Raw genomic sequence first — 25,757 nt, forward strand, 5'->3', positions numbered from 1 at the left:
CTGTGGATGATGTCTCCATCTCACCAAGGCGGCGGCGCGGAATCGTCAGACCCCGGGATCAACCTCACGTACTGCTTCGGGATGACCCGACCCTGAGAAGACCTAGCCCGCGCGGTGGACCACGGCCTCGCACATCTCGGCCAGGGCCGACTTCGCGTACCCGTCGGGCAGCGGCGCCAGCATCGCGCGGGCCTCCTCGGCGTAGCGCACGGTGTCCCGGCGCGCCTGCTCCAGGGCGGGGTGGGCGCGCAGCCGGCGCAGGGCCTCGGCGTGCCGCTCGTCGTCGCTCAGGTCGCCGTCGATCAGGGCGACGAGCTCCAGGTCCTCCGGGCGCCCGTGGGCGGCCGCGGCGGCCCGCAGGCGCAGCACGGGGAGCGTCGGGATGCCCTCGCGGAGGTCGGTGCCGGGGGTCTTGCCGGACTCGTGGGAGTCGGAGGCGATGTCGAGGACGTCGTCGGCGAGCTGGAAGGCGACGCCGAGGCGCTCGCCGTACTGGGTGAGGATGTCGACGACGCTCTCGTCGGCGCCGGACATCATGGCGCCGAAGCGGCAGGAGACGGCGACGAGGGAGCCGGTCTTGCCGCCGAGGACGTCGAGGTAGTGGTCGACGGGGTCGCGGCCGTCCATGGGACCGGCGGTCTCCAGGATCTGACCGGTCACGAGCCGTTCGAACGCCTCGGACTGGATGCGTACGGCCTCCGGACCGAGGTCCGCGAGCGTGTGCGAGGCGCGGGCGAAGAGGAAGTCACCCGTGAGGACGGCGATCGAGTTGCCCCAGCGGGTGTTGGCGCTGTCGACGCCGCGCCGGACGTCCGCCTCGTCCATGACGTCGTCGTGGTAGAGCGTGGCCAGGTGGGTGAGCTCGACGACCACGGCGGAGGGCACGACGCCCGGCGCGTAGGGGTCGCCGAACTGGGCGGCGAGCATCACGAGCAGGGGGCGGAAGCGCTTGCCCCCGGCGAGCACGAGGTGCTGCGCGGCCTCCGTGATGAAGGGGACATCGCTCTTGGTGGCGTCCAGGAGGCCCGCCTCCACAGCCGCCAAACCGGTCTGGACATCGGCCTCAAGAGCCTGGTCCCGCACGCTAAGACCGAACGGCCCGACGACGGTCACGAGGGGGTCTCCTGTCTGCTGACGCCTGCTGACGATCACACGGATTGTTCACATGGACTGTTGACGATCACATGGATTGTCGATGTGTCGCTCGAATCACTCAAGCCAGCGTATCCGGTCACCTTTCGATCACCGTGGGCGCCTTCCCGTCACCCCCGGTATGTTCGGGATCAGCTCATACGACCAGGAGTAGGCCTTTTGTCCCGAACAACGATCGACACCGATACGAACGGCGAGCAGCCTCCCCCCGGGGACGACCGCGCCTTCCTCGGGCATCCACGGGGTCTGCTGACGCTCTCCGGCCTGGAGGTCTGGGAGCGGTTCTCCTTCCTCGGCATGCAGGCGATCCTCGTCCTCTACTTCGCCGCCACCGCCGCCGACGGCGGCCTCGGCATGGACCCGGGCACCGCGGCCTCCGTCGCCGCCGCCTACGGCACCCTCGTCTACCTCGTCTCCGTGGCCGGCGGCTGGCTCGCCGACCGCATCCTCGGCTCGTACCGCGCGGTCCTCTGGGGCGGCATCCTGATCGCCTGCGGCCATTACGCCATGGCGGTGCCGACCGCCGCCATGACCTGGGTCGGACTCGGCCTGATCAGCGCCGGCACGGGACTCCTCAAGCCGAACGTGGCGACCATGGTCGGCAAGCTCTACCGCACCGACGACGACCGCCGCGACGCCGGTTTCGCGCTCTACTACATGGCGATCAACATCGGCGCCTTCGCGGGACCGCTGATCACCGGCTGGCTCGCCGACCACAAGGGCTACCACTGGGGCTTCTCCGCCGCCGCCCTCGGCATGACCCTCGGACTGATCCAGTACGTCGCCGGACGCCGTCACCTGGCCGGGCGCAAGCACTCCGCGGAGTTCGCCCTCGCCCCCGACGCCATGCGGCGCGCGGTCCGCCTGATGATCGTCGGCGCGGTCGTCACGGCCGCCCTCGCCGCCGCCCTGGCGCTCGCCGGATGGCTCACCATGGACCGGTTCGTGGACGTGCTGACGGTGATCTCGGTGATCGCCCCGGTCGTCTACTTCTGGGTGATGTTCACCAGCCCCCGGGTCACCGCCGAGGAGCGCGGCCGCCTCAAGCCGTACATCGTGCTGTTCCTGGCCTCGGTGGTGTTCAACTTCATCCTCTTCCAGGCGTACTCGACGATGATCCTGCTGGCCTCCACGAACGCCCGCACGACCATCCTCGGCTTCGACTTCCCGGCCAGCTGGTACGCCTCCGCCCTCGGTGCCTTCGAGGTCCTCCTCGCGCCCGTCGTGGCCGCCGTCTGGGCCCGCATGGGCCACCGCCAGCCGCACGCCTCCAACAAGATCGCCCTCGGCGTGATCCTCGGCGGCCTCTCCTTCCTCCTGATGGTCCTGCCGACCTCGGGACACGCCGACGACACGTACCGGATGGCCGCCTGGTGGATCGTCGGCTCGTACCTGCTGCTCGGCCTCGGCGACGTGCTCCTGGAGACCTCCGGCATGTCCGCGACCAGCAAGCTCGCCCCGAAGGCCTTCTCCAGCCAGACGATGTCGCTCTGGTTCCTCTCCCTCGCCCTCGCCAACGGCATCCAGGCGCAGACCGTGAAGCTCTACGACGACGTCTCCAAGCCCGTCTACTTCGGCGTGAACGGTGCCGTGGCCGTCGCCGTCGGCCTCGTCGTGATCGCCCTGGCGCCCTGGCTGCGCCGCACCATGCACCCCGTCCACTGAGGTGACCAGATGACGAAGATCCGTACCGACTTCCCGTACGAGACCCGCCACGAGGACCTCCGCATCCCGCTGCCCGACGGGACCGGGCTGTACGCGCGCGTGTGGCGGCCGCTCACCGACGAGCCGGTACCGGCGCTCCTGGAGTACCTCCCCTACCGCCTCACCGACTGGACCGCCCCCCGCGACTGGCAGCGCCACCCCTGGTACGCGGGCCACGGCTACGCCTCCGTACGGGTCGACGTCCGCGGCCACGGCAACAGCGAGGGCCTCCCCGGCGACGAGTACGACGCGGTCGAGCTGGCCGACGGCGTCGCCGTCGTGAACTGGCTCGCCGAGCAGGACTGGTGCTCCGGCAAGGTCGGGATGTTCGGCATCTCCTGGGGCGGCTTCAACTCGCTCCAGATCGCCGCCCTCGCCCCCGAGCCCCTCAAGGCGGTCGTCACCGTCTGCTCCACCGACGACCGCTACGACAACGACGTCCACTACATGGGCGGCTCGGTCCTCGGCGTCGACATGCACGCCTGGGCGGCCACCATGCTCGCCTTCGTCTCCCGCCCCCCGGACCCGCTGTACGTCGGCGAGGAATGGCGCGAGCTGTGGCTGAGGCGCCTGGAGGCCGTCGAACCCCTCATCCACACCTGGCTCGCCCACCAGACCCGGGACGCGTACTGGAAGCACGGCAGCGTCTGCGAGGACTACTCCGCGATCCGCGCCGCCGTCCTCGCCGTCGGCGGCTGGCACGACCCGTACCGCGACACCGTCCTGCGGCTCGCCCGCCACCTCCCCCAGGACCGCGTCCGCGGCATCATCGGCCCCTGGTCCCACCAGTACCCCGACCGCGGCCTGCCGCCGGGCCCGGCCATCGGCTTCCTCCAGGAGACCCTGCGCTGGTGGGACCACCACCTCAAGGGCGTCGAGAACGACGTGATGGCCGAACCGCTGCTGCGCTCCTGGATCAGCGACTCGCACCCGCCGGCCACCGTCTACGAGCAGCTCCCCGGCCGCTGGGTCGCCGACCCCGCCTGGCCCTCCCCGCACGTCACCCCCGTCACGTACGGCTTCCAGGGCACCCCCGTCGTCGTCGACTCGCCCCAGCAGACCGGCCTCGACGCCGGCCGCTTCTTCCCCTTCGGCAACGACGCCGACCTGCCGCCCGACCAGCGCGACGAGGACGCCCACTCGGCCTGCTTCGACTTCCCCGTCCCGGAGGACGGCGGCCCCATCGAGGTCCTCGGACGCCCCTCCGTGAGCCTCGCCCTGCGCACCGCCGCCCCCACCGGCCAGGTCATCGCGCGGCTCTGCGACATCGCCCCCGACGGCTCCTCCACCCTCGTCACCCGCGGCGCCCTGAACTTCTCCGCCCGCTACGGCCGGGACCGGGCCGTGGAGGCCCAGATCGGCGAGACGGAGAGCTACGTCTTCGAGCTGAACGGCATCGGGCACACCTTCCCGCCCGGCCACCGGGTGCGGCTCGCCGTCTCCTCCACGTACTGGCCGTGGATCTGGCCCCAGCCCGACGCCGCCGGCTTCACCCTCGACCCGGCCGGCTCCTCCCTCACCCTCCCCGTCCGCGCCCCCACCGAGGACGCCGTCGCATGGGAGGAACCGGAACAGTCCCCGCCCCTCGGCGTCGCCTACCCCAGCACCCTGGAGGAGCCCCGCCCCGAGCGCGTGGTCGTCCGGGACGTGGCCAAGGGCGAATGGACCCTGGAGGTCGACCCGAAGTACGGCGGCACGCGCGTGTACCCGGACGGCCTGGAGTTCACCGAGGACGCCGTGGAGACGTACACGATCGACGAGAGCGGCCCGCTGTCCGCCCGGACCCGCTCGGAGTGGACGATCCGGCTGCACCGGCCCGAACTCGCCTGGGACGTCACGATCGACACCCGCTCGGAGATCTCCTGCGACGCGGACGCCTTCCTCACCGAGAACGAGGTCGTGTGCAAGGAGGGCGGCGAGGTCGTCTTCCACCGCACCTGGGAAAAGAGGATCCCCCGTACGGCGGGCTGACATCACGCCGTACGGGGGACCGGTCGGGGGTTACGCCTGCGCGCCGGCCTTGCGGCGGCGGGCGACGACCAGCGCACCGGCGCCCAGGGCCACGGCCCCGGCGGCGGCGTAGCCGAGCGGCAGGGTGTCGTTCGCACCGGTGGCGGCGAGGCTGCCGTTCACGGGGGTGTTCGACGAGCCGCCCTGCTGGGTGGTGTTCGTGTTGCCGCCGGAGGTGACGGTCGGCGCCGGGGTCGGCGTGTCCGTCGGCTTCGGCTTCGGCTTGTCGCCCTTGCCGGCGGCGAGGATGGAGAAGTTCAGGTCGTCGTACTCCTCACCGATGCCGCAGGAGCCGTCGTTGTTCTCGTACTCGCCGTAGGCGAAGAGCCCGCCCTTGCCGGCGGGGGCCTTGGCGTCGACCGTGAGACGCAGCTTCACGTCGTAGCTGGAGCCCTTGGCGAGCTTGCCGACGTCGACGGACTCGAACTTGTCGGTGATCGGCGTCCACTCCAGGACGTCCGGGGAGGACCACTCGACGGGGATGACGTACTTGACCCAGTCCGTCTCCTCGTCGATCTCCGTGCCCGGCGCGGGCATCCGCATGGCGTTGACGAAGGCGTCGACGGCGTCGAGGGCGTGGTCCGAGGTGTTGGTGACCCGCAGCGAGAAGACGGCGGGCACACCGGCGGTGACCGTCTTCGGCCCGCTCAGCGCGACCTTGACGACGGAGTCCTCCTTGCACCCCTCGCCGATCTCCTCGTAGAAGGCGAGCTCTTCCTTCGCGTCGTCGAGGTCCTTCTTGGCGGTCTTCTCGACCTTCTGGGCGAGGCCGAGCACCCTCCACGCCGCGACGTCGGCGTCACCCACGGTCTTGTCGGCCGCGGCGGCCTTCGTGTCGGCGGCGGTCTTCGCGGCGGCGGCCTCGTCGGCGGCCTTCTTCGCGGCGGTGACGGCGTCGGCGGCGGCCTTCTTCTCCTCGTCCGTCGCGGTCTCGGGCAGCTTCGTCACGGCCTCCTCGGCCTTGGCGAGCGCCTCGTCGGCGGCGGTCTTCACGGCGGCGGCCTCGTCGGCGGCCTTCTTCGCCGCGGCGGCGGCGACCCTCAGCGGGTGGTCGGCCTTCTCCAGGGCTTCGATGTCGGCCTTGGCCTTGGCGACCTCGGCGACGGCCTCGTCGTACGCCTTCTGGGCCGCGGCGACCGCGGCCTTGAGCTCCTCGATGGACGGCATGTCGTCCTCGGGGCCGTCCTCGGGGGACGCGGGCTTCTGGAACGGCACGGCCGGCTTGGTGTCGGCGAACGCCGGAGCGGCCGAGAGGAACACGACCGGGGTGGTCACGGCGGCGGCCACGGCGGTCGCCAGGATGCGGCGGATCTTCACGTTGCGGACCTTTTCCTGGTCAGAGAGAAAGACGTGCGAAGAAAGAGTTCGGGCGCGCGCCCGCGGCTACTTCACGCGGCGCGACGCCTGCTTGATCGTATGGCCGGGAAGCCCCCTGCGGGAGTCCTGTTTCCGCAGCTCGCGAGGGTGTTCCGGACCTGCCGGGGACACAAACCGCGCGAACGCGGACAGTTGCCCACGGAGGCCCCGGTTTCTCTGTGATCCATGTCATCCGCGCCCGGCGGCCCGACCCGTAACGTGTCCCCCACACACGTGGAAAGCGAGGCACGCACCGATGTCCGAGCACAGCCCGCTCGATCTGGCCGAGGGCGATCCCTTCGGCCCGCACAACCTCCCGTACGGCGTCTTCTCCACCGCCGACGAGCCCGGGCGGCGCCGGCTCGGCGTCCGCATCGGCGGGTACGTCCTGGACGCGGGTGCCGCGGCGCACGCGCTCGGCTCCCCGTACGCGGCGCTGCTCGCGCAGCCGAGCCTCAACCCGCTGCTCGCGGCCGGGCGGACCGCCTGGCGTGACGTCCGCCGGGCGCTGACGGCCTGGGTGACGGTGCCCGCGCACCGCGCCGACGTCGAGCCGCTGCTGCACCCGCTGGACGCGGTGACGCTGCACCTGCCGTACGAGGTCGCGGACTACGTCGACTTCTACGCGAGCGAGCACCACGCGACGAACGTGGGCCGGATCTTCCGCCCGGACGGCGACGCGCTGACCCCCAACTGGAAGCACCTGCCGATCGGTTACCACGGCCGCGCGGGCACGGTCGTGGTCTCCGGGACCGATGTCGTACGCCCCTCGGGGCAGCGCAAGGCCCCGACGGACCCGGCCCCGGTCTTCGGCCCGTCGGTCAAGCTGGACATCGAGGCGGAGGTCGGCTTCCTGGTCGGCACCCCGTCCGAGCTGGGGAAGCCGGTCCCGCTGGGCGACTTCCGGGAGCACGTCTTCGGTCTGACGCTGCTCAACGACTGGTCGGCGCGGGACGTGCAGGCCTGGGAGTACGTGCCGCTCGGCCCGTTCCTCGGCAAGTCGTTCCAGACCTCCGTCTCGGCGTGGGTGACGCCCCTGGAGGCCCTGGACGCGGCCCGGACCGCGCCGCCCGCGCGGGACTTCCCGCTCCTGCCGTACCTGGACGACGCGGCCGAGGAGGAGCCGGGCGGCTTCGACCTGCGGATCTCGGTGGAGATCAACGGCGAGGTGGTGGCCGAGCCGCCGTTCTCCTCGATGTACTGGACGGCGGCCCAGCAGCTCGCCCACATGACGGTGAACGGGGCCTCGCTCCGCACGGGCGACCTGTACGGCTCCGGCACGGTCTCCGGGCCCGAGGTGAACCAGCGCGGCTCGCTCCTGGAGCTCACCTGGAACGGCCGTGACGCCCTCGAACTCCCGGGCGGCAAGCGGACGTTCCTGGAGGACGGCGACGAGGTCGTCCTCACGGCCTGGGCCCCGGGCCCGGACGGCACCCGGGTGACCCTCGGCGAGGTCCGCGGCCGGATCGTCCCCTCGGCCTGAGCCTCAGACGGCCCGCCAGAGGGCGGGGACGTTCGGCGGCTCCCAGCCGGCCTGGGCCGTGTGCGCCTGGAGGCACACATAGCCCCGGCCGCCGTGGGTGACGGCGTCCCCCGCCCGGTAGGCGGTCCCGGCGGCCCAGGTGCCGCCGGGGACCCCCGTGGCCGTCGGGGTGGGCGTCGGCGTCGGTCCGGGGTCCTGCGGGACGTCGAGCACGAAGTCGAAGGCGGCCTCCCGGCCGCCGCCGCCGCCGTCCCGGACCGTCATCAGCAGCCGCGCGTCGAAGAGCGAGTCGGTGTTGTTGCGCGGCTCGTTCGGGAAGTACAGCTGCGTGGTGAGAACCGGCCGCCCGGGCGCCTGCACCTTGACGTGGAGGTGCCGGGTGCGGCCCGGGTAGAGCCCGGGAACGATCGTGGTGAGCGTGAAGCCGCCGTCGGCACCGGTGAACTGGTGTCCGCGGAACTTGAACCCGGTGTTGTCGTAGGCGCCGTTGGTGTCGGCCTGCCAGAAGTCCAGCAGGACCCCGGATATCGGCCGGCAGGCCCGCCCGAAGACGTAGCCGCTGACGGTCAGCCGCGTGCCGGGGCCGTCCAGGAGGCTGCTGCGCAGCGGGGAGGCGGGCTTGAAGTACGGCCCCTCCATCTGCGGCGGGGTGGGGTCGTCGCCGTCGTCGCAGTCCGGGGTGAGGTCGAGGGGCGCCTCGCCGTCGGTCAGCGTACGGGCGAGCGCCGGGACGCCCATGAGGACGGCGGGCGCCGCCATTCCGGCCGCGAGCGCGGCGCGCAGCACGGTCTTGCGGGTGAGGTGTCCGGCGGCGGTCTCGTTGTCCATGCCTGCTCCTCTGTGGGGGGCCTGGGGGGATGGCAACGAACCTAGGCGGGCGGGCCGGCGTCTTCGATGGACGGATCACGGCGGTCGTGGTGTTTTCGGAAGTCCCCCGGAGTCCGCCCGGTCTCCCGGCGGAAGAAGCGGCAGAAGTACGCCGGATCCGCGAAGCCGACCCGGGCCGCGACCTGGCGTATCGACAACGCGGTTCCGACGAGGAGCCGTTGGGCCTCGCGGGTGCGGGCCTCGCGCAGGAGTGCGGCGGGGGTGCGCCCGGTGGCGCCCCGGACGGCCTCGGCGAGGTGGCCGGGGCTGACGCCGAGCCGCGCGGCGCACTCCCGTACGGACAGCCCGTCGGGCCCGGCCCGCCCGGCGAGCCGGACGAACTCCTCGGCGATCCCGCGCACGGGCGCCGGCCGGGCGGCGGCTCCGGGCAGCCGGGCGGCCCGCACCAGGAGCACGTGGAGCAGGGAGCGCAGCACCCCGGCGAACCCGTCGGCCCCGCACCGGTACTCCTCGGCGAGCTCCTCCATGAGCAGCGAGGTCCGCGCGTGGGAGGCGTCGTCGAGCCCCACCCAGGGCCGCTCGCCGAGCCGCCGCAACAGCTCCTCGTCCCCGGCCCCGCCCACCAGGAACTCGGGCGTGAACAGCACGAGCGAGCCTTCGAGCCCGCGCACGCCCTCCCAGTGGTGCAGCTGTCCGGGCAGGATCACCCCCAGCTGCGGCGGCAGCACCTCGTACCGCTCCACGTCGAGCACGTGGACGCCGCTGCCCTCCACGACGTGCACGATCTCGTAGAAGGTGTGCCGGTGCGGGTACGCGGCCCGTGACATCGGCCCCATGGCGTCGAACCCGCCCGCCGCGAAGGGCACCTCGTGGGGAAGCCGCACCTCCAGCCGGTGCACGGGCGGCTCCCCTTCCCGCGGTGCGGTGCAGGGACCTCCTGGTAAGACCGTGGTGCCGCGCATCGCCCGCCCCCGCCTCCCTGTCTGGTACAGACCATTCAGGCGTCCACGATGCCAGGCTCCGCGGGCCCTGTCAGGAACGCGAGGGGCCCGGCTCGCCCCCGAGCCGGGCCCCTCGCGTCCACCGTCCGGGCTAGCGGACGAACGTGCTCGCCTGGTTCGCCAGGTCCAGGAAGTACTGCGGGGCGAGGCCGAGGACCAGGGTGACCGCGACGCCCGCCGTGATCGTGATGCTCGTCAGGGCCGAGGGCACGGCGACCGTGGGGCCGTCCGCCTTCGGCTCGCTGAAGAACATGAGCACGATGACCCGGATGTAGAAGAACGCGGCGATCGCCGAGGAGATCACACCGACCACGACGAGGGCGCCCGCGCCGCCGTCCGCCGCCGCCTTGAAGACCGCGAACTTCCCGGAGAATCCGGAGGTGAGCGGGATGCCGGCGAAGGCGAGCAGGAAGACCGCGAAGACCGCCGCGACGAGCGGCGAACGGCGTCCGAGACCCGCCCACTTGGACAGGTGGGTGGCCTCGCCGCCCGCGTCCCTGACCAGGGTGACGACGGCGAACGCGCCGATCGTCACGAAGGAGTACGCCCCCAGGTAGAAGAGGACGGACGAGATCCCGCTCGGCGTGGCCGCGATGACACCCGCGAGCAGGAAGCCCGCGTGCGCGATCGACGAGTACGCCAGGAGCCGCTTGATGTCGGTCTGGGTGATGGCGACGATCGCACCGCCGAGCATGGTGACGATGGCGACGCCCCACATGACCGGCCGCCAGTCCCAGGTGAGCCCGGGCAGCACCACGTACAGCAGGCGGAGCAGCGCGCCGAACGCGGCGACCTTGGTGGCGGCGGCCATGAAGCCGGTGACCGGGGTCGGGGCGCCCTGGTAGACGTCCGGGGTCCACATGTGGAACGGCACGGCGCCGACCTTGAAGAGCAGCCCCATGAGGACCATCGCGAAGCCGATGAGCAGCAGCGCGTCGTTCCCCATGGTGTCGGCGAGCGCCGGGTCGACGGAGCCGATCGAGCCGTCGACGACGCGGGCGATGGTGGCGTACGAGACGGAGCCCGCGTAGCCGTAGAGCAGGGCGATCCCGAAGAGCAGGAAGGCCGAGGAGAAGGCGCCGAGCAGGAAGTACTTGACGGCCGCCTCCTGCGACATCAGCCGCTTGCGGCGGGCGACGGCGCAGAGCAGGTAGAGCGGGAGGGAGAAGACCTCCAGGGCGACGAAGAGCGTCAGGAGGTCGTTGGCGGCCGGGAAGACCAGCATGCCGGCGATCGCGAAGAGCGCGAGGGGGAAGACCTCGGTGGTGGTGAAGCCGGCCTTGACGGCGGCCTTCTCCTGGTCGCTGCCGGGGACGGCGGCGGCCTCGGCCGCGAAGGAGTCGACCTTGTGGCCGTGGTCGGCCGGGTCGAGCCTGCGCTCGGCGAAGGTGAAGACCGCCACGAGGGAGGCGAGGAGGATGGTGCCCTGGAGGAAGAGGGCGGGTCCGTCGACGGCGATGGCGCCCATGGCCGCGATGTGGGCCTTGGTGGAGCCGTAGCCGCCCGCCGCCAGGCCGACGATGGCGGCGAAGGCGGCGGCGAGCGCCGCCACGGAGAGGAAGACCTGACTGTGGTAGCGGCCCCTGCGGGGCACGAAGGCCTCGACGAGGACGCTGACGATCGCGGCGCCGAGCACGATGAGCACGGGCGAGAGCTGCGTGTACTCGATGTGGGGTGCCGGGATCTTGTCCAGCGGCCCGGCAGCCGTCGTCCACAAGCTGTGGACAGCCATGGAACTCACTTGGCCGCCTCCACGTTCTGAATCTGGGGCTGGGGGTCCTTCTGCTGGACGTCGGACATGGTGTGCTGGACCGCCGGGTCGACGACGTCCGTCAGCGGCTTCGGGAAGACGCCGAGGAAGATCAGGACGGCGATCAGCGGGACGACCACGGCCAGCTCGCGCGCCCGCAGGTCGGGCAGCGCCCGCACCTCCTCCTTCACCGGCCCGGTCATCGTCCGCTGGTACAGGACGAGGGTGTAGAGCGCGGCGAGGACGATGCCGGTGGTGGCGATGATCCCGGCGACCGGGTACCGGGCGTACGTGCCGACCAGGACCAGGAACTCGCTGACGAACGGGGCGAGTCCGGGCAGCGACAGGGTCGCCAGGCCGCCGATCAGGAAGGTGCCGGCGAGCACCGGGGCGACCTTCTGCACACCGCCGTAGTCGGCGATGAGCCGCGAGCCGCGCCGGGAGATGAGGAAGCCGGCGACGAGCATGAGCGCGGCCGTCGAGATGCCGTGGTTGACCATGTAGAGCGTGGCACCGGACTGGCCCTGGGTGGTCATCGCGAAGATGCCCAGGATGATGAAGCCGAAGTGCGAGATCGACGCGTAGGCGACCAGGCGCTTGATGTCGCGCTGGCCGACCGCGAGCAGCGCGCCGTACACGATGCTGATGAGCGCGAGGACGACGATCGCGGGGGTGGCCCACTTGCTCGCCTCGGGGAAGAGGCCGAGGCAGAAGCGGAGCATCGCGAAGGTGCCGACCTTGTCGACGACGGCGGTGATGAGGACGGCGACCGGGGCGGTGGCCTCCCCCATCGCGTTCGGCAGCCAGGTGTGCAGCGGCCAGAGCGGGGCCTTCACCGCGAAGGCGAAGAAGAAGCCGAGGAACAGCCACCGCTCGGTGCTGGTCGCGATCTCCAGGGAGCCGTTGGCCCGGGCCTCGGCGATCTCGGTGAGCGAGAAGTTCCCCGCGACCACGTAGAGCCCGATGACCGCGGCCAGCATGATCAGGCCGCCGACCAGGTTGTAGAGCAGGAACTTGACCGCCGCGTAGGAGCGCTGGGCCGCCGCGTTCTCGTCGGAGCCGGTGTGGGCGCGGTCGCCGAAGCCGCCGATGAGGAAGTACATCGGGATGAGCATGGCTTCGAACAGGATGTAGAAGAGGAAGACGTCGGTGGCCTCGAAGGAGAGGATCACCATCGCCTCGACCATGAGGATCAGGGCGAAGAAGCCCTGCGTCGGCCGCCACCGCTTCGAGGAGGTCTCCAGCGGGTCGGCGTCGTGCCAGCCGGCCAGGACGATGAACGGGATGAGCAGGGCGGTGAGCGCGATGAGCGCCACCCCGATGCCGTCGACCCCGAGCTCGTACCGGACGCCGAAGTCCTTGATCCAGGAGTGGGATTCGACCAGCTGGTAGCGGTCGCCGCCGGGCTCGAACCGGGCCCAGACCACCCCGGCCAGGACGAGCGTGGCCAGCGACACGATCAGCGCCAGCCATTTGGCGGCGGTGCGGCGGGCCGCGGGGACGGCGGCGGTGAGGATCGCACCGACCGCCGGCACCGCTGCCGTCGCCGTAAGGAGCGGGAAGGACATGAGCGTTACACCGCCCTCATCAGCAGGGTCGCGGCGATCAGCACCGCCGTACCTCCGAACATGGAGACCGCGTACGAGCGGACGTAGCCGTTCTGGAGCTTGCGCAGCCGGCCGGAGAGTCCGCCGACGGCGGCCGCGGTGCCGTTGACGACGCCGTCGACGAGACTGTGGTCGACGTAGACCAGCGAGCGCGTCAGGTGCGTGCCGCCCGTGACGAAGACGGCGTGGTTGAAGTCGTCCTGGAGCAGGTCGCGGCGGGCGGCCCGGGTGAGGAGCGAGCCGCGCGGGGCGACCACCGGGACGGGCTTGCGGCCGTACTGGACGTACGCGAGGCCGACGCCGATCACCATGACGGCGACGGTGGCGGCGGTGACGGCGGCGGCGCTGATCGGCGCGTGGCCGTGCTCGAAGCCGGTGACCGGCTCCAGCCACTCGACGAATCCGGCGAACTCGAAGAGCGCGCCCGCGGCGACGGAGCCGACGGCGAGCAGCACCATCGGGATCACCATGGACTTCGGCGACTCGTGCGGGTGCGGCGCGTGGCCCTCGGCGTCGGGCTGCCAGCGCTTCTCGCCGAAGAAGGTCATCAGCATCACGCGGGTCATGTAGTACGCGGTGATGGCCGCGCCGAGCAGGGTGACCGCGCCGAGGATCCAGCCCTCGGTGCCGCCCTTGGCGAAGGCCGCCTCGATGATCTTGTCCTTGGAGAAGAAGCCGGACAGGCCGGGGAAGCCGATGATCGCGAGGTAGCCGAGGCCGAAGGTGACGAAGGTGACCGGCATGTACTTCCGCAGGCCGCCGTACTTCCGCATGTCGACCTCGTCGTTCATGCCGTGCATGACGGATCCGGCGCCGAGGAACAGACCGGCCTTGAAGAAGCCGTGCGTCACCAGGTGCATGATCGCGAAGACGTAGCCGATGGGGCCGAGGCCGGCCGCCAGGATCATGTAGCCGATCTGCGACATCGTCGAACCGGCCAGCGCCTTCTTGATGTCGTCCTTCGCGCAACCGACGATCGCACCGAAGAGGAGCGTGACGGCGCCGACGACGGTGACGACGAGCTGCGCGTCCGGCGCGGCGTTGAAGATGTCGGCGGAGCGGACGATCAGATAGACGCCGGCGGTCACCATCGTGGCCGCGTGGATGAGGGCCGAGACCGGGGTCGGGCCCTCCATCGCGTCCCCGAGCCAGGACTGCAGCGGCACCTGGGCCGACTTGCCGCAGGCGGCGAGGAGCAGCATCAGGCCGATCGCGGTCAGCTTGCCCTCGGAGGCCTGGTCGGTCGCCGCGAACACCGGACCGAAGGCGAAGGTGCCGAAGGTGGTGAACATGATCATGATGGCGATCGAGAGGCCCATGTCGCCGACCCGGTTGACCAGGAACGCCTTCTTCGCGGCGGTGGCGGCGGTGGGCTTGTGCTGCCAGAAGCCGATCAGGAGGTACGAGGCGAGGCCGACGCCCTCCCAGCCGAAGTACAGCAGCAGGTAGTTGTCGGCGAGGACGAGCAGGAGCATCGCCGCGACGAACAGGTTGAGGTAGCCGAAGAACCGGCGGCGGCGCTCGTCGTGCTCCATGTAGCCGACGGAGTAGACGTGGATGAGCGTGCCGACCCCGGTGATCAGCAGGACGAAGGTCATCGACAGCTGGTCGAGCTGGAAGGCCATGTCCGCCTGGAAGCCCTCGACGGGGATCCAGGTGTAGAGCGTCTGGTGCAGGGCCCGGTCGTCGGCGCTCTTGCCGAGCATGTCGGCGAAGAGCGCCAGGCCGATCACGAAGGACACGGCCGCGAGGAGCGTGCCGAGCCAGTGCCCGTACCGGTCGAGCCGCCGCCCGCCGAGGAGCAGCACCGCCGCGCCGAGCAGGGGCGCCCCGATGAGCAGCGCAATGAGATTTTCCACGGTCAGCCCCTCACAGCTTCATCAGGCTGGCGTCGTCGACCGAGGCCGAGTGGCGGGCACGGAAGACGGACACGATGATCGCGAGCCCGACGACGACCTCCGCGGCGGCGACGACCATCGTGAAGAAGGCGATGATCTGGCCGTCGAGGTTGCCGTGCATGCGGGAGAACGTGACGAACGCGAGGTTGCAGGCGTTGAGCATGAGCTCGACGCACATGAAGACGACGATCGCGTTCCGCCGGATCAGCACCCCGGCCGCACCGATGGTGAACAGCAGGGCGGCGAGGTACAGGTAGTTGACGGGGTTCACCGGGAAGCCTCCTCTTCACGGCCCAGGCGCTCGGCCGAGCGCTGCTCCAGCGCCTTGAGGTCCGAGAGCGCCTCGTGGGACACGTCCCGGATCTGGCCCCGCTTGCGCAGGGTCCCCATGACGGTGAGATCCGCCGGCGTGCCGTCGGGGAGCAGACCGGCGATGTCGACGGCGTTGTGCCGGGCGTACACACCGGGAGCGGGAAGCGGCGGCACGTGCGTGCCCTCGCGGACCCGCTGCTCGGACAGCTCGCGCTGGGTGCGGGCCGGCTCGGTGCGCTCCCGGTGGGTGAGCACCATCGCGCCGACGGCCGCCGTGATCAGCAGCGCGCCGGTGATCTCGAAGGCGAAGACGTACTTGGTGAAGATGAGGGCGGCGAGGCCCTCGACGTTCCCGCCGTGGGCGCTGTTGGCCGCGCCGAGGCCGGCGAACTCCGTCAGCGAGGCGTTCCCGATGCCGGCGGCGAGCAGGATGCCGAAGCCGAGGCCGCAGGCGACGGCCCACCAGCGCTGCCCCTTGATGGTCTCCTTCAGCGAGTCCGCGGCCGTGACACCGACCAGCATGACGACGAAGAGGAAGAGCATCATGACCGCGCCGGTGTAGACGACGATCTGGACGATGCCGAGGAAGTACGCGCCGTTGGCGAGGTAGAAGACCGCCAGGACGATCATCGTCCCGGCGAGGCTGAGCGCCGAGTGCACGGCCTTCCTCATCAGGATCGTGGACAGCGCGCCGACGACGGCGACCGTGCCGAGGACCCAGAACTGGAAGGCCTCACCGGAGGACGTCTCAGCGGAAAGCGTCACTGCCGCCGCGAGGTTCGCGCTCATGCGTCCGCCCCCTCCGGCTCGCCCTTCTCCCCCTTGGACACGGCGACCTGACGGACGGTCCCGGGCGCGGCCTCGGTGACCAGGCCCCGGTAGTAGTCCTGCTCGGTCATGCCGGGGAAGATCGCGTGCGGCGAGTCGACCATGTTCTCCTCAAGGCCCGCGAGAAGCTGCTCCTTGGTGTAGATCAGGTTCTCGCGGGAGGAGTCGGCCAGTTCGAACTCGTTGGTCATCGTCAGCGCGCGCGTGGGGCACGCCTCGATGCACAGTCCGCAGAGGATGCAGCGGGCGTAGTTGATCTGGTAGACGCGGCCGTACCGCTCGCCCGGCGAGTAGCGCTCCTCGTCGGTGTTGTCCGCGCCCTCGACGTAGATGGCGTCGGCGGGACAGGCCCAGGCGCACAGCTCGCAGCCGACGCACTTCTCCAGACCGTCGGGGTGACGGTTGAGCTGGTGCCGGCCGTGGAAGCGGGGCGCCGTCGTCTTCTGCTGCTCCGGGTACTGCTCGGTCAGCCGCTTCTTGAACATGGCCTTGAAGGTCACGCCGAATCCGGCCACCGGATTCTGGAAGTCAGACACCGTCCGTCTCCTTTCCATCACTCGCAGTAGCAGTATCGGGGGCGCCACTGACAACGAGGTCCCGGTCGTGCCGGGGCCTGCGCCGCGGCACGGCCGGAAGGGACTGTCCGGGCTTGGGCGGTACGGGGAAGCCGCCGGCCATCGGGTCGAACGAGCCGTCGTCGGCGGGGGCGGACGCGGCCGCCTTCGCCTTCCGGTCGCGGAACGTGTCGACCAGGAAGGAGAGCAGCAGCAGGGCGAGGACGGCACCGGCCACGTACAGCACGATGTTCGAGAAGGCGATGTTCTCGTTGCGCAGCGCGCGGACGGTGGCGACCAGCATCAGCCACACCACGGCGACCGGGATGAGGACCTTCCAGCCGAGCTTCATCAGCTGGTCGTAGCGGACGCGGGGCAGGGTGCCGCGCAGCCAGATGAAGAAGAACAGCAGCAGCTGCACCTTGATCACGAACCAGAGCATCGGCCACCAGCCGTGGTTCGCGCCCTCCCAGAAGGTGGAGACCGGGTACGGGGCCCGCCAGCCGCCCAGGAAGAGGGTCACCGACACGGCCGAGACCGTCACCATGTTCACGTACTCGGCGAGCATGAACATCGCGAACTTGATGGAGGAGTACTCGGTGTTGAAGCCGCCGACGAGGTCGCCCTCGGACTCCGGCATGTCGAAGGGGGCGCGGTTGGTCTCGCCGACCATCGTGACGATGTAGATGATGAACGAGACCGGCAGCAGGATCACGAACCAGCGGTCCGCCTGCGCCTCGACGATCTTCGAGGTCGACATCGACCCGGAGTAGAGGAAGACCGAGGCGAAGGCCGCGCCCATGGCGATCTCGTACGAGATCATCTGCGCGCAGGACCGCAGGCCGCCGAGCAGCGGGTACGTGGAGCCGGAGGACCAGCCGGCGAGGACGATGCCGTAGATGCCGACGGAGGCGACCGCGAGGACGTACAGCATCGCGATCGGCAGGTCGGTGAGCTGCATCGCCGTCCGGTGGCCGAAGATCGAGACCTCGTTGCCGGCCGGGCCGAAGGGGATCACGGCGATCGCCATGAACGCGGGGACCGCGGCGATGATCGGGGCGAGGACGTAGACGACCTTGTCGGCCTTCCTGACGATCACGTCCTCCTTGAGCATCAGCTTGATGCCGTCCGCGAGGGACTGGAGCATGCCCCAGGGGCCGTGCCGGTTGGGGCCGATGCGCAGCTGCATCCAGGCGACGACCTTGCGCTCCCACACGATGGAGAAGAGCACGGTGACCATCAGGAAGGCGAAGCAGAAGACGGCCTTGATCAGCACGAGCCACCAGGGGTCCGTGCCGAACATGGACAGGTCTTCGGCGGCGAGCGGCGTGGTCATGCCTGCACCTCCTGCGGGGTCGCCGGGCCGATGCGGACCAGGTCGCCCGGGTGGGCGCCGGTGTCGGAGAGGACGCCGCGGCCGGCCGAGTTGAGCGGGAGCCAGACGACCCGGTCGGGCATCTCGGTGACCTGGAGCGGGAAGGCGACGGAGCCCGCGGGGCCGGTCACCTCCAGGACGTCGCCGTCCTTGACGCCGGTGTCGGCGGCGGTGGCGGCGGAGAGCCGGGCGACCGCCGCGTGACGGGTGCCGGCCAGGGCGGTGTCGCCCTCCTGGAGCCTGCCGAGGTCGAGGAGGAGCCGGTGTCCGGCGAGGACGGCCTCGCCGTCGCCGGGCCGGGCCGCGGGGACGCCGTGCGCGGTGGGCTCGGTCGCCCGCTCCTCGGTCCAGCCGCCGAGCCGGTCCAGCTCCCGGCGGGCCGACCGCAGGTCGGGCAGGCCCAGGTGGACGTCGAGGGCGTCGGCCAGCATGTGCAGCACGCGGGCGTCGGTCGGCGGGAGCGGCCTCGTCATCTGCTCGGGCTTGAGCGCGGCCTCGAACAGCCGGGCCCTGCCCTCCCAGTTGAGGAACGTGCCGGGCTTCTCGGCGACGGCCGCGACCGGCAGGACCACGTCCGCGCGCTCGGTGACCTCGCCGGGCCGCAGCTCCAGGGAGACCACGAACGCCGCGTCGAGTGCCTCACGCGCGCGTGCCGGGTCCGGCAGGTCCGCGACCTCGACGCCGGCGACGAGCAGCGCGCCGAGTTCGCCGCCCGCGGCGGCCTCCACGATCTGGCCGGTGTCGCGGCCGTAGCGGTGCGGGAGTTCGCGGACGCCCCAGGCGGCGGCGACCTCCTCACGCGCGCGGGGGTCGGTCGCGGGCCGTCCGCCGGGCAGCAGCGCCGGCAGGGCACCGGCCTCGACGGCCCCGCGCTCGCCGGAGCGGCGCGGGATCCACACGAGGCGGGCGCCGGTGGCGGCGGAGGCGCGCAGGGCGGCGGTGAGCGCGCCGGGTACTCCGGCGAGCCGCTCGCCGACGGCGAGGACGGCGCCCTCCTGGCGGAGGGCCTCGGCCGCGGCGGCGCCGTCCTCGGAGAGGCCGACCCGGGAGGTGAGGGCGTCGAGCCACTCGGTCTCGGTGCCGGGGGCGGCGGGCAGCAGGGTGCCGCCGGCCTTCTCCAGGCCCCGGGTCGCGAAGGGGGCGACCGCGTAGGTCCGCTGGCCGTGCTTGCGCCAGGCCTTGCGGAGCCGCAGGAAGACGCCGGGCGCCTCCTCCTCGGACTCCAGGCCGACGAGGAGCACCGCCGGGGCGGCCTCGAGGGAGGTGTAGGTGACACCCGACCCGTCCAGGTCACGGCCCCGGCCCGCGACGGCGGAGGCCAGGAAGTCGGCTTCCTCGCCGGAGTGGATCCGGGCCCGGAAGTCGATGTCGTTGGTGTCGAGGGCGACCCGGGCGAACTTGGCGTACGCGTAGGAGTCCTCGACGGTCAGCCTGCCGCCGGTGAGGACGCCGGTCCGGCCGCGGACGAGTCCGCGGGCGGCGGCCTCCAGGGCCTCGGGCCAGGAGGCGGGCTCCAGTCGACCGTTCTCGTGGTTCCGGACGAGCGGGGTCGTCAGCCGGTCGCGCTGCTGCGCGTACCGGAAGCCGAAGCGGCCCTTGTCGCAGATCCACTCCTCGTTGACCTCGGGGTCGTCGGCGGCGAGCCGCCGCATGACCTTGCCGCGCCGGTGGTCGGTGCGGGTGGCGCAGCCGCCGGCGCACTGCTCGCAGACGGACGGCGAGGAGACCAGGTCGAAGGGGCGGGAGCGGAACCGGTAGGCGGCCGAGGTGAGGGCGCCGACGGGGCAGATCTGGATGGTGTTTCCGGAGAAGTACGACTCGAAGGGGTCGCCCTCGCCGGTGCCGACCTGCTGGAGCGCGCCGCGCTCGATGAGCTCGATCATCGGGTCGCCCGCGACCTGGTTGGAGAAGCGGGTGCAGCGGGCGCACAGGACGCACCGCTCGCGGTCGAGCAGCACCTGGGTGGAGATCGGGACGGGCTTCTCGTAGGTCCGCTTGACGCCCTCGAAGCGGGACTCGGCCTGTCCGTGGGACATGGCCTGGTTCTGCAGGGGGCACTCGCCGCCCTTGTCGCAGACGGGGCAGTCCAGCGGGTGGTTGACGAGCAGCAGCTCCATGACGCCGTGCTGGGCCTTCTCGGCGACGGGGCTGGTGAGCTGTGACTTCACCACCATGCCGTCGGTGCAGGTGATGGTGCAGGAGGCCATGGGCTTGCGCTGGCCCTCGACCTCGACGATGCACTGGCGGCAGGCGCCGGCGGGGTCGAGGAGCGGGTGGTCGCAGAACCGCGGGATCTCGATGCCGAGCTGTTCGGCGGCGCGGATGACCAGCGTCCCCTTGGGGACGGAGATCTCGGCGCCGTCGATGGTCAGCGTCACGAGGTCCTCGGGCGGTACGGGCGCGCTGCCGCCGCCGCTGGGGGTGGACGCGATGACGGTCATGCGGTCACCTCCTTGTGGTTGTCCGCCCAGGCGGTCGACTTGGCCGGGTCGAAGGGGCAGCCCTTGCCCGTGATGTGCTGCTCGTACTCCGCGCGGAAGTACTTCAGGGAGGAGAAGATCGGCGAGGCGGCGCCGTCGCCGAGGGCGCAGAACGACTTGCCGTTGATGTTGTCGGCGATGTCGTTCAGCTTGTCGAGGTCGGACATCCGGCCCTTGCCGGCCTCGATGTCGCGGAGCAGCTGGACGAGCCAGTACGTGCCCTCGCGGCAGGGCGTGCACTTGCCGCAGGACTCGTGGGCGTAGAACTCGGTCCAGCGGGTGACGGCCCGGACGACGCAGGTGGTCTCGTCGAAGCACTGGAGCGCCTTGGTGCCGAGCATCGATCCGGCGGCGCCGACGCCCTCGTAGTCGAGGGGCACGTCGAGGTGCTCGTCGGTGAACATCGGGGTGGAGGACCCGCCGGGCGTCCAGAACTTGAGGCGGTGGCCGGGGCGCATGCCGCCGCTCATGTCGAGGAGCTGGCGCAGGGTGATCCCGAGGGGGGCTTCGTACTGGCCGGGCGAGGCGACGTGCCCGCTGAGCGAGTAGAGCGTGAAGCCGGGGGACTTCTCGCTGCCCATCGAGGTGAACCAGTCCTTGCCCTTGTGCAGGATCGCGGGAACCGAGGCGATGGATTCGACGTTGTTCACCACAGTGGGGCAGGCGTACAGACCGGCGACCGCGGGGAAGGGCGGGCGCAGCCGGGGCTGGCCGCGTCGTCCTTCGAGCGAGTCGAGGAGGGCGGTCTCCTCGCCGCAGATGTACGCGCCGGCGCCGGCGTGCACGGTGAGTTCGAGGTTCAGACCGCTGCCGAGGATGTTCCGGCCGAGGTATCCGGCGGCGTAGGCCTCGCGGACGGCCTCGTGGAGGCGGCGCAGGACGGGGACGACCTCGCCGCGCAGGTAGATGAACGCGTGCTCGGAGCGGATCGCGTAGCAGGCGATGATCATTCCCTCGATGAGGGAGTGCGGGTTGGCGAAGAGGAGGGGGATGTCCTTGCAGGTGCCGGGTTCGGACTCGTCGGCGTTGACGACGAGGTAGTGCGGCTTGCCGTCGCCCTGCGGGATGAACTGCCACTTCATGCCGGTGGGGAAGCCGGCGCCGCCGCGTCCGCGGAGCCCGGATTCCTTGACGTACGCGATGAGGTCGTCGGGGCTCATCGCGAGGGCCCGCTTGAGCCCCTGGTAGCCGTCGTGGCGCTCGTAGGTCTCCAGGGTCCAGGAGTCGGGCTGGTCCCAGAAGGCCGAGAGGACGGGTGCGAGCAGCTTCTCGGGGCTGCTGTTGTTGATCTCGGCGGCCAAGGTCATCACTCCCCCTCCTGACTGGCTGCCTCACCGCGCGGGTGGACGATTCGGTGGTGCGGGGTCTCGCCCTTGGCCAGGCGCAGGCCGACGAGGGAGGCGGGGCCCGCGCCGCCGGTGGCCTCGACGGCGCCGGGGCGCTCGTCGGGGAAGCCGGCGAGGATGCGGGCGGTCTCCTTGAAGGTGCAGAGCGGGGCGCCGCGGGTGGGTTCGACGGTGCGCCCGGCGCGGAGGTCGTCGACCATCTTCTTGGCGGACTCGGGCGTCTGGTTGTCGAAGAACTCCCAGTTGACCATCACGACGGGCGCGAAGTCGCAGGCCGCGTTGCACTCGATGTGTTCGAGGGTGATCTTGCCGTCGTCGGTCGTCTCGTCGTTGCCGACGCCGAGGTGCTGCTTGAGCTCCTCGAAGATGGCGTCGCCGCCCATGACCGCGCAGAGCGTGTTGGTGCAGACGCCGACCTGGTAGTCACCGGAGGGCTTGCGCCGGTACATGGTGTAGAAGGTGGCGACGGCGGTGACCTCGGCGGTGGTGAGGCCGAGGGTCTCGGCGCAGAACCGCATGCCGGTACGGGTCACGTGGCCCTCCTCCGACTGCACGAGGTGCAGCATCGGGAGGAGCGCGGACCGGGAGTCCGGGTAGCGGTCGATGATCTTCTTCGAGTCCTCCGCCAGGCGGGCGTGGACGTCCGCCGGGTACGCGGGGGCGGGGAGCTGGGGCATGCCCAGGCTGACCTGGTCGGTCATCGGTCGACGCCTCCCATCACGGGGTCGATGGAGGCGACGGCGACGATGACGTCGGCGACCTGGCCGCCCTCGCACATCGCGGCCATGGCCTGGAGGTTGGTGAAGGACGGGTCGCGGAAGTGGACCCGGAAGGGGCGGGTGCCGCCGTCGGAGACGACGTGGACGCCGAGCTCACCCTTGGGCGACTCGACGGCCGCGTAGGCCTGCCCGGCGGGGACCCGGAAGCCTTCGGTGACCAGCTTGAAGTGGTGGATCAGGGCCTCCATGGAGGTGCCCATGATCTTCGCGATGTGGTCGGTGGAGTTGCCGAGGCCGTCCGCTCCGAGCGCGAGCTGCGCCGGCCAGGCGATCTTCTTGTCGCCGACCATGACCGGGCCGGGCTCCAGGCGGTCGAGGCACTGCTCGACGATCCGCAGGGACTGCCGCATCTCCTCCAGGCGGACGAGGAAGCGTCCGTAGGAGTCGCAGGTGTCGGCGGTCGGGATCTCGAACTCGTAGTTCTCGTATCCGCAGTACGGGTCGGTCTTCCGCAGGTCGTGCGGGAGGCCCGCCGACCGGAGGATCGGTCCGGTGGCGCCCAGGGCCATGCAGCCGGTGAGGTCGAGGTAGCCGACGTCCTGCATGCGGGCCTTGAAGATGGGGTTGCCGGTGGCGAGCTTGTCGTACTCCGGCAGGTTCTTCTTCATGGTCTTCACGAACTCGCGCACGGCGTCGACGGCGCCGGGCGGGAGGTCCTGGGCGAGGCCGCCGGGGCGGATGAACGCGTGGTTCATGCGCAGGCCGGTGATCAGCTCGTACAGGTCCAGGATCATCTCGCGGTCCCGGAAGCCGTAGATCATGATCGTGGTGGCGCCGAGCTCCATGCCGCCGGTGGCGATGCACACCAGGTGGGAGGAGAGCCGGTTGAGCTCCATGAGCAGGACGCGGATGACGCTGGCGCGGTCCGGGATCTGCTCGGTGATGCCGAGGAGCTTCTCCACGCCGAGGCAGTACGCCGTCTCGTTGTAGAACGAGGTGAGGTAGTCCATGCGCGTGACGAAGGTGGTGCCCTGCGTCCAGGTCCGGAACTCGAGGTTCTTCTCGATGCCGGTGTGGAGGTAGCCGATGCCGCAGCGGGCCTCGGTGACGGTCTCGCCGTCGATCTCCAGGATGAGGCGGAGCACGCCGTGGGTGGACGGGTGCTGGGGCCCCATGTTGACGATGATGCGCTCGTCGTCGGCCTTCGCGGCGGACTGGACGACCTCTTCCCAGTCGCCGCCGGTCACCGTGTAGACGGCGCCCTCTGTGGTCTCCCGCGGAGACGCGTGTTCGGTGGACATCAGCTGTACGACCTCCGCTGGTCCGGAGCCGGGATCTGGGCGCCCTTGTACTCGACCGCGATGCCGCCGAGGGGGTAGTCCTTGCGCTGCGGGTGGCCCTGCCAGTCGTCCGGCATCATGATCCGGGTGAGGGCGGGGTGGCCGTCGAAGACGATGCCGAAGAAGTCGTACGTCTCGCGCTCGTGCCAGTCGTTCGTCGGGTAGACGGCGACGAGGGACGGGATGCGCGGCTCGCTGTCCGGGGCCGAGACCTCCAGGCGGATCAGCCGGCCGTGGGTCAGCGAGCGCAGGTGGTAGACGGCGTGCAGCTCGCGGCCCTTGTCGCCGGGGTAGTGGACGCCGGAGACGCCGGTACAGAGCTCGAAGCGGAGCGCCGGGTCGTCGCGCAGGGTGCGGGCCACGCGGACCAGGTGCTCGCGCTCGATGTGGAAGGTGAGCTCGCCGCGGTCGACGACCGTCTTCTCGATGGCGTTCTCGGGGAGGAGGCCCTGCTCCTCCAGCGCGCCCTCGAGTTCGTCGGCGACCTCGTCGAACCAGCCGCCGTACGGGCGGGCGGCCGGGCCGGGGAGCCGGATCGAGCGGACCAGGCCGCCGTAGCCGGAGGTGTCGGCCCCGCTCTGGGCGCCGAACATGCCGCGCTGGACGCGGACCTCCTCGCCGTGGTCCCCGCGCTGGCCGGGCAGGTTCTGCCCGCTCAGCTCCTTCTCGGGGTTGGGGGTTTCGTCCGTCACTGTTCTGCCCTGTTCCCTTCTCCGCCCACGCGGCGCAGAGGTGCGGCCTTCACCGTCGTCTGCGGCCCGGCGGCCGCGCGCGCGTCGGTCACCTCAGCAGACCCTTCAACTCGATCGTCGGCAGCGCCTTGAGCGCCGCCTCCTCCGCCTCGCGGGCCGCCTCCTCGGCGTTCACGCCGAGCTTGGAGGACTGGATCTTCTGGTGGAGCTTGAGGATCGCGTCCAGGAGCATCTCCGGGCGCGGCGGGCAGCCGGGCAGGTAGATGTCGACCGGCACGATGTGGTCGACGCCCTGCACGATCGCGTAGTTGTTGAACATGCCGCCCGAGGAGGCGCAGACGCCCATGGAGATGACCCACTTGGGGTTGGGCATCTGGTCGTAGACCTGCCGCAGGACGGGCGCCATCTTCTGGCTGACCCGGCCGGCGACGATCATCAGGTCGGCCTGGCGCGGCGAGCCGCGGAAGACCTCCATGCCGAAGCGGGCCAGGTCGTACCGGCCGGCTCCGGTGGTCATCATCTCGATGGCACAGCAGGCGAGGCCGAAGGTCGCGGGGAACACGGACGCCTTGCGCACCCAGCCCGCGGCCTGTTCGACCGTCGTCAGCAGAAAGCCGCTCGGGAGTTTCTCTTCGAGTCCCATAGGTGCCCCTCAGCCCCTCAGTCCCATTCCAGGCCGCCGCGTCGCCACACGTACGCGTAGGCGACGAAGACGGTGAGCACGAAGAGCAGCATCTCCACGAGCCCGAAAAGCCCCAGGGCGTCGAAGGTGACGGCCCAGGGGTAGAGGAAGACGATCTCGATGTCGAAGACGATGAAGAGCATCGCCGTCAGGTAGTACTTGATCGGGAAGCGGCCGCCTCCGGCGGGAGTGGGCGTCGGTTCGATGCCGCACTCGTACGCCTCAAGCTTTGCCCTGTTGTACCGCTTTGGCCCGATAAGCGTGGCCATGACCACGGAGAAGATCGCAAACCCCGCACCCAGGGCACCGAGCACGAGGACGGGCGCGTACGCATTCACGCTCCTCGCTCCTTCCAGTCGTCCTTGACCGTTGGACCGCACCGCCGGGCCGTGAAAGATCGCCCCCATGTGAGGCAGTTCACAAGCCCGGCTGCCCCGCATCTTATGCCCGCCCCTCTGTGATCTGCGACACGGGGTACAGCAAGGAGTTTGTGATCTCTGCCACCTGACGAAGGATCATGAAGTCGGATGAGCGGTGATCTTGTCACGCGAAGCGCCCAGGTGATCACCAGATGTGACATCCGGACCGGAAATCGCTGCTCGGAGGGGGTGTTGCACTATCAAGTGTTGGCCACTACAAG

21 protein-coding genes are annotated in these 25,757 nt (G+C 70.8%); 3 read left to right on the plus strand and 18 right to left on the minus strand.

Annotation, left to right across the window (positions count from 1 at the left end; genetic code table 11):
• Positions 1-102 precede the first annotated feature (102 nt).
• The gene (locus tag ABTY59_RS03030) at positions 103-1,113 is read right to left on the minus strand and encodes a polyprenyl synthetase family protein (protein ID WP_352017112.1); all 1,011 of its coding nucleotides are present in this window, start codon (positions 1,111-1,113) and stop codon (positions 103-105) included.
• A 198-nt stretch (positions 1,114-1,311) separates the two neighbouring features.
• Between ABTY59_RS03030 and ABTY59_RS03035 the strand changes: the two genes are divergently transcribed.
• Positions 1,312-2,817, plus strand: coding sequence for a peptide MFS transporter (locus ABTY59_RS03035; protein WP_352017113.1), 1,506 nt, complete (start codon positions 1,312-1,314; stop codon positions 2,815-2,817).
• A gap of 9 nt (positions 2,818-2,826) precedes the next feature.
• Positions 2,827-4,827 carry a CocE/NonD family hydrolase gene (locus tag ABTY59_RS03040; RefSeq protein ID WP_352017114.1) on the plus strand — a complete coding sequence of 667 codons (2,001 nt, stop codon included), beginning with the start codon at positions 2,827-2,829 and terminating at the stop codon, positions 4,825-4,827.
• 30 nt (positions 4,828-4,857) lie between these two features.
• Here ABTY59_RS03040 and ABTY59_RS03045 read toward each other — a convergent pair whose 3' ends face one another.
• The gene (locus ABTY59_RS03045; protein WP_352017115.1) at positions 4,858-6,183 is read right to left on the minus strand and encodes a COG1361 family protein; all 1,326 of its coding nucleotides are present in this window, start codon (positions 6,181-6,183) and stop codon (positions 4,858-4,860) included.
• 295 nt (positions 6,184-6,478) lie between these two features.
• Between ABTY59_RS03045 and fahA the strand changes: the two genes are divergently transcribed.
• Positions 6,479-7,705, plus strand: a complete 1,227-nt coding sequence (fahA, locus tag ABTY59_RS03050; RefSeq protein ID WP_352017116.1) for a fumarylacetoacetase — start codon at positions 6,479-6,481, stop codon at positions 7,703-7,705.
• Between the two features lie 3 nt (positions 7,706-7,708).
• Here fahA and ABTY59_RS03055 read toward each other — a convergent pair whose 3' ends face one another.
• From ABTY59_RS03055 to ABTY59_RS03130, 16 genes are all read right to left on the minus strand, one after another.
• Positions 7,709-8,533: a dioxygenase family protein gene (locus ABTY59_RS03055; protein WP_352017117.1), complete on the minus strand. Its 825-nt coding sequence runs from the start codon at positions 8,531-8,533 to the stop codon at positions 7,709-7,711.
• Positions 8,534-8,574: 41 nt separating this feature from the next.
• Complete coding sequence (locus ABTY59_RS03060) at positions 8,575-9,432, minus strand: helix-turn-helix transcriptional regulator (RefSeq protein ID WP_352017118.1); 858 nt, start codon at positions 9,430-9,432, stop codon at positions 8,575-8,577.
• Positions 9,433-9,625: 193 nt separating this feature from the next.
• Positions 9,626-11,275, minus strand: a complete 1,650-nt coding sequence (gene nuoN, locus ABTY59_RS03065; protein ID WP_352017119.1) for an NADH-quinone oxidoreductase subunit NuoN — start codon at positions 11,273-11,275, stop codon at positions 9,626-9,628.
• A complete protein-coding gene (locus ABTY59_RS03070; RefSeq protein WP_352017120.1) occupies positions 11,272-12,852 on the minus strand; it encodes an NADH-quinone oxidoreductase subunit M in 1,581 nt (526 codons plus the stop codon). Before ABTY59_RS03070 ends, nuoN begins: the two co-directional genes overlap by 4 nt.
• A 5-nt stretch (positions 12,853-12,857) precedes the next feature.
• Positions 12,858-14,750 (minus strand): NADH-quinone oxidoreductase subunit L, encoded by a 1,893-nt coding sequence (gene nuoL / locus ABTY59_RS03075; RefSeq protein WP_352017121.1) that lies wholly within the window; start codon positions 14,748-14,750, stop codon positions 12,858-12,860.
• A 10-nt stretch (positions 14,751-14,760) separates the two neighbouring features.
• A complete protein-coding gene (nuoK, locus tag ABTY59_RS03080; protein ID WP_017239464.1) occupies positions 14,761-15,060 on the minus strand; it encodes an NADH-quinone oxidoreductase subunit NuoK in 300 nt (99 codons plus the stop codon).
• Complete coding sequence (locus ABTY59_RS03085) at positions 15,057-15,890, minus strand: NADH-quinone oxidoreductase subunit J (protein ID WP_352017122.1); 834 nt, start codon at positions 15,888-15,890, stop codon at positions 15,057-15,059. The genes nuoK and ABTY59_RS03085 overlap by 4 nt, the downstream gene beginning before the upstream one ends.
• Complete coding sequence (gene nuoI, locus ABTY59_RS03090; protein ID WP_352017123.1) at positions 15,887-16,483, minus strand: NADH-quinone oxidoreductase subunit NuoI; 597 nt, start codon at positions 16,481-16,483, stop codon at positions 15,887-15,889. The genes ABTY59_RS03085 and nuoI overlap by 4 nt, the downstream gene beginning before the upstream one ends.
• A complete protein-coding gene (gene nuoH, locus ABTY59_RS03095) occupies positions 16,458-17,819 on the minus strand; it encodes an NADH-quinone oxidoreductase subunit NuoH (RefSeq protein WP_352017124.1) in 1,362 nt (453 codons plus the stop codon). The genes nuoI and nuoH overlap by 26 nt, the downstream gene beginning before the upstream one ends.
• Positions 17,816-20,299, minus strand: a complete 2,484-nt coding sequence (locus ABTY59_RS03100; protein WP_352017125.1) for an NADH-quinone oxidoreductase subunit G — start codon at positions 20,297-20,299, stop codon at positions 17,816-17,818. Before ABTY59_RS03100 ends, nuoH begins: the two co-directional genes overlap by 4 nt.
• Positions 20,296-21,648 (minus strand): NADH-quinone oxidoreductase subunit NuoF, encoded by a 1,353-nt coding sequence (gene nuoF / locus ABTY59_RS03105; RefSeq protein ID WP_352017126.1) that lies wholly within the window; start codon positions 21,646-21,648, stop codon positions 20,296-20,298. Before nuoF ends, ABTY59_RS03100 begins: the two co-directional genes overlap by 4 nt.
• Entirely contained in the window at positions 21,645-22,385 is a 741-nt protein-coding gene (gene nuoE, locus ABTY59_RS03110; RefSeq protein WP_352017127.1) for an NADH-quinone oxidoreductase subunit NuoE, read from the minus strand. The genes nuoF and nuoE overlap by 4 nt, the downstream gene beginning before the upstream one ends.
• Complete coding sequence (locus ABTY59_RS03115; RefSeq protein WP_352017128.1) at positions 22,382-23,704, minus strand: NADH-quinone oxidoreductase subunit D; 1,323 nt, start codon at positions 23,702-23,704, stop codon at positions 22,382-22,384. The genes nuoE and ABTY59_RS03115 overlap by 4 nt, the downstream gene beginning before the upstream one ends.
• Positions 23,704-24,435 (minus strand): NADH-quinone oxidoreductase subunit C, encoded by a 732-nt coding sequence (locus ABTY59_RS03120; RefSeq protein WP_352017129.1) that lies wholly within the window; start codon positions 24,433-24,435, stop codon positions 23,704-23,706. Before ABTY59_RS03120 ends, ABTY59_RS03115 begins: the two co-directional genes overlap by 1 nt.
• 88 nt (positions 24,436-24,523) lie before the next feature.
• On the minus strand, positions 24,524-25,078 hold the full coding sequence (locus ABTY59_RS03125; RefSeq protein WP_030318842.1) for a NuoB/complex I 20 kDa subunit family protein: 555 nt from the start codon (positions 25,076-25,078) through the stop codon (positions 24,524-24,526).
• 17 nt (positions 25,079-25,095) lie between these two features.
• Complete coding sequence (locus tag ABTY59_RS03130) at positions 25,096-25,455, minus strand: NADH-quinone oxidoreductase subunit A (protein ID WP_019888619.1); 360 nt, start codon at positions 25,453-25,455, stop codon at positions 25,096-25,098.
• Between the last annotated feature and the right edge of the window lie 302 nt (positions 25,456-25,757).

It is taken from the genome of Streptomyces sp. NPDC096079 (genome assembly GCF_040303145.1).
Classification (GTDB): Bacteria; Actinomycetota; Actinomycetes; order Streptomycetales; family Streptomycetaceae; genus Streptomyces.

Excerpts from the sequence above, each read along its gene's own strand:
- fahA (WP_352017116.1), top strand. The coding sequence starts at position 6,479 with ATGTCCGAGCACAGCCCGCTCGATCTGGCCGAGGGCGATCCCTTCGGC.
- ABTY59_RS03125 (WP_030318842.1), bottom strand. The coding sequence starts at position 25,078 with ATGGGACTCGAAGAGAAACTCCCGAGCGGCTTTCTGCTGACGACGGTC.
- nuoE (WP_352017127.1), bottom strand. The coding sequence starts at position 22,385 with ATGACCGACCAGGTCAGCCTGGGCATGCCCCAGCTCCCCGCCCCCGCG.
- ABTY59_RS03085 (WP_352017122.1), bottom strand. The coding sequence starts at position 15,890 with ATGAGCGCGAACCTCGCGGCGGCAGTGACGCTTTCCGCTGAGACGTCC.
- nuoI (WP_352017123.1), bottom strand. The coding sequence starts at position 16,483 with ATGGAAAGGAGACGGACGGTGTCTGACTTCCAGAATCCGGTGGCCGGA.
- ABTY59_RS03040 (WP_352017114.1), top strand. The coding sequence starts at position 2,827 with ATGACGAAGATCCGTACCGACTTCCCGTACGAGACCCGCCACGAGGAC.
- ABTY59_RS03100 (WP_352017125.1), bottom strand. The coding sequence starts at position 20,299 with ATGACCGTCATCGCGTCCACCCCCAGCGGCGGCGGCAGCGCGCCCGTA.
- ABTY59_RS03055 (WP_352017117.1), bottom strand. The coding sequence starts at position 8,533 with ATGGACAACGAGACCGCCGCCGGACACCTCACCCGCAAGACCGTGCTG.
- ABTY59_RS03115 (WP_352017128.1), bottom strand. The coding sequence starts at position 23,704 with ATGTCCACCGAACACGCGTCTCCGCGGGAGACCACAGAGGGCGCCGTC.
- ABTY59_RS03070 (WP_352017120.1), bottom strand. The coding sequence starts at position 12,852 with ATGTCCTTCCCGCTCCTTACGGCGACGGCAGCGGTGCCGGCGGTCGGT.
- nuoH (WP_352017124.1), bottom strand. The coding sequence starts at position 17,819 with ATGACCACGCCGCTCGCCGCCGAAGACCTGTCCATGTTCGGCACGGAC.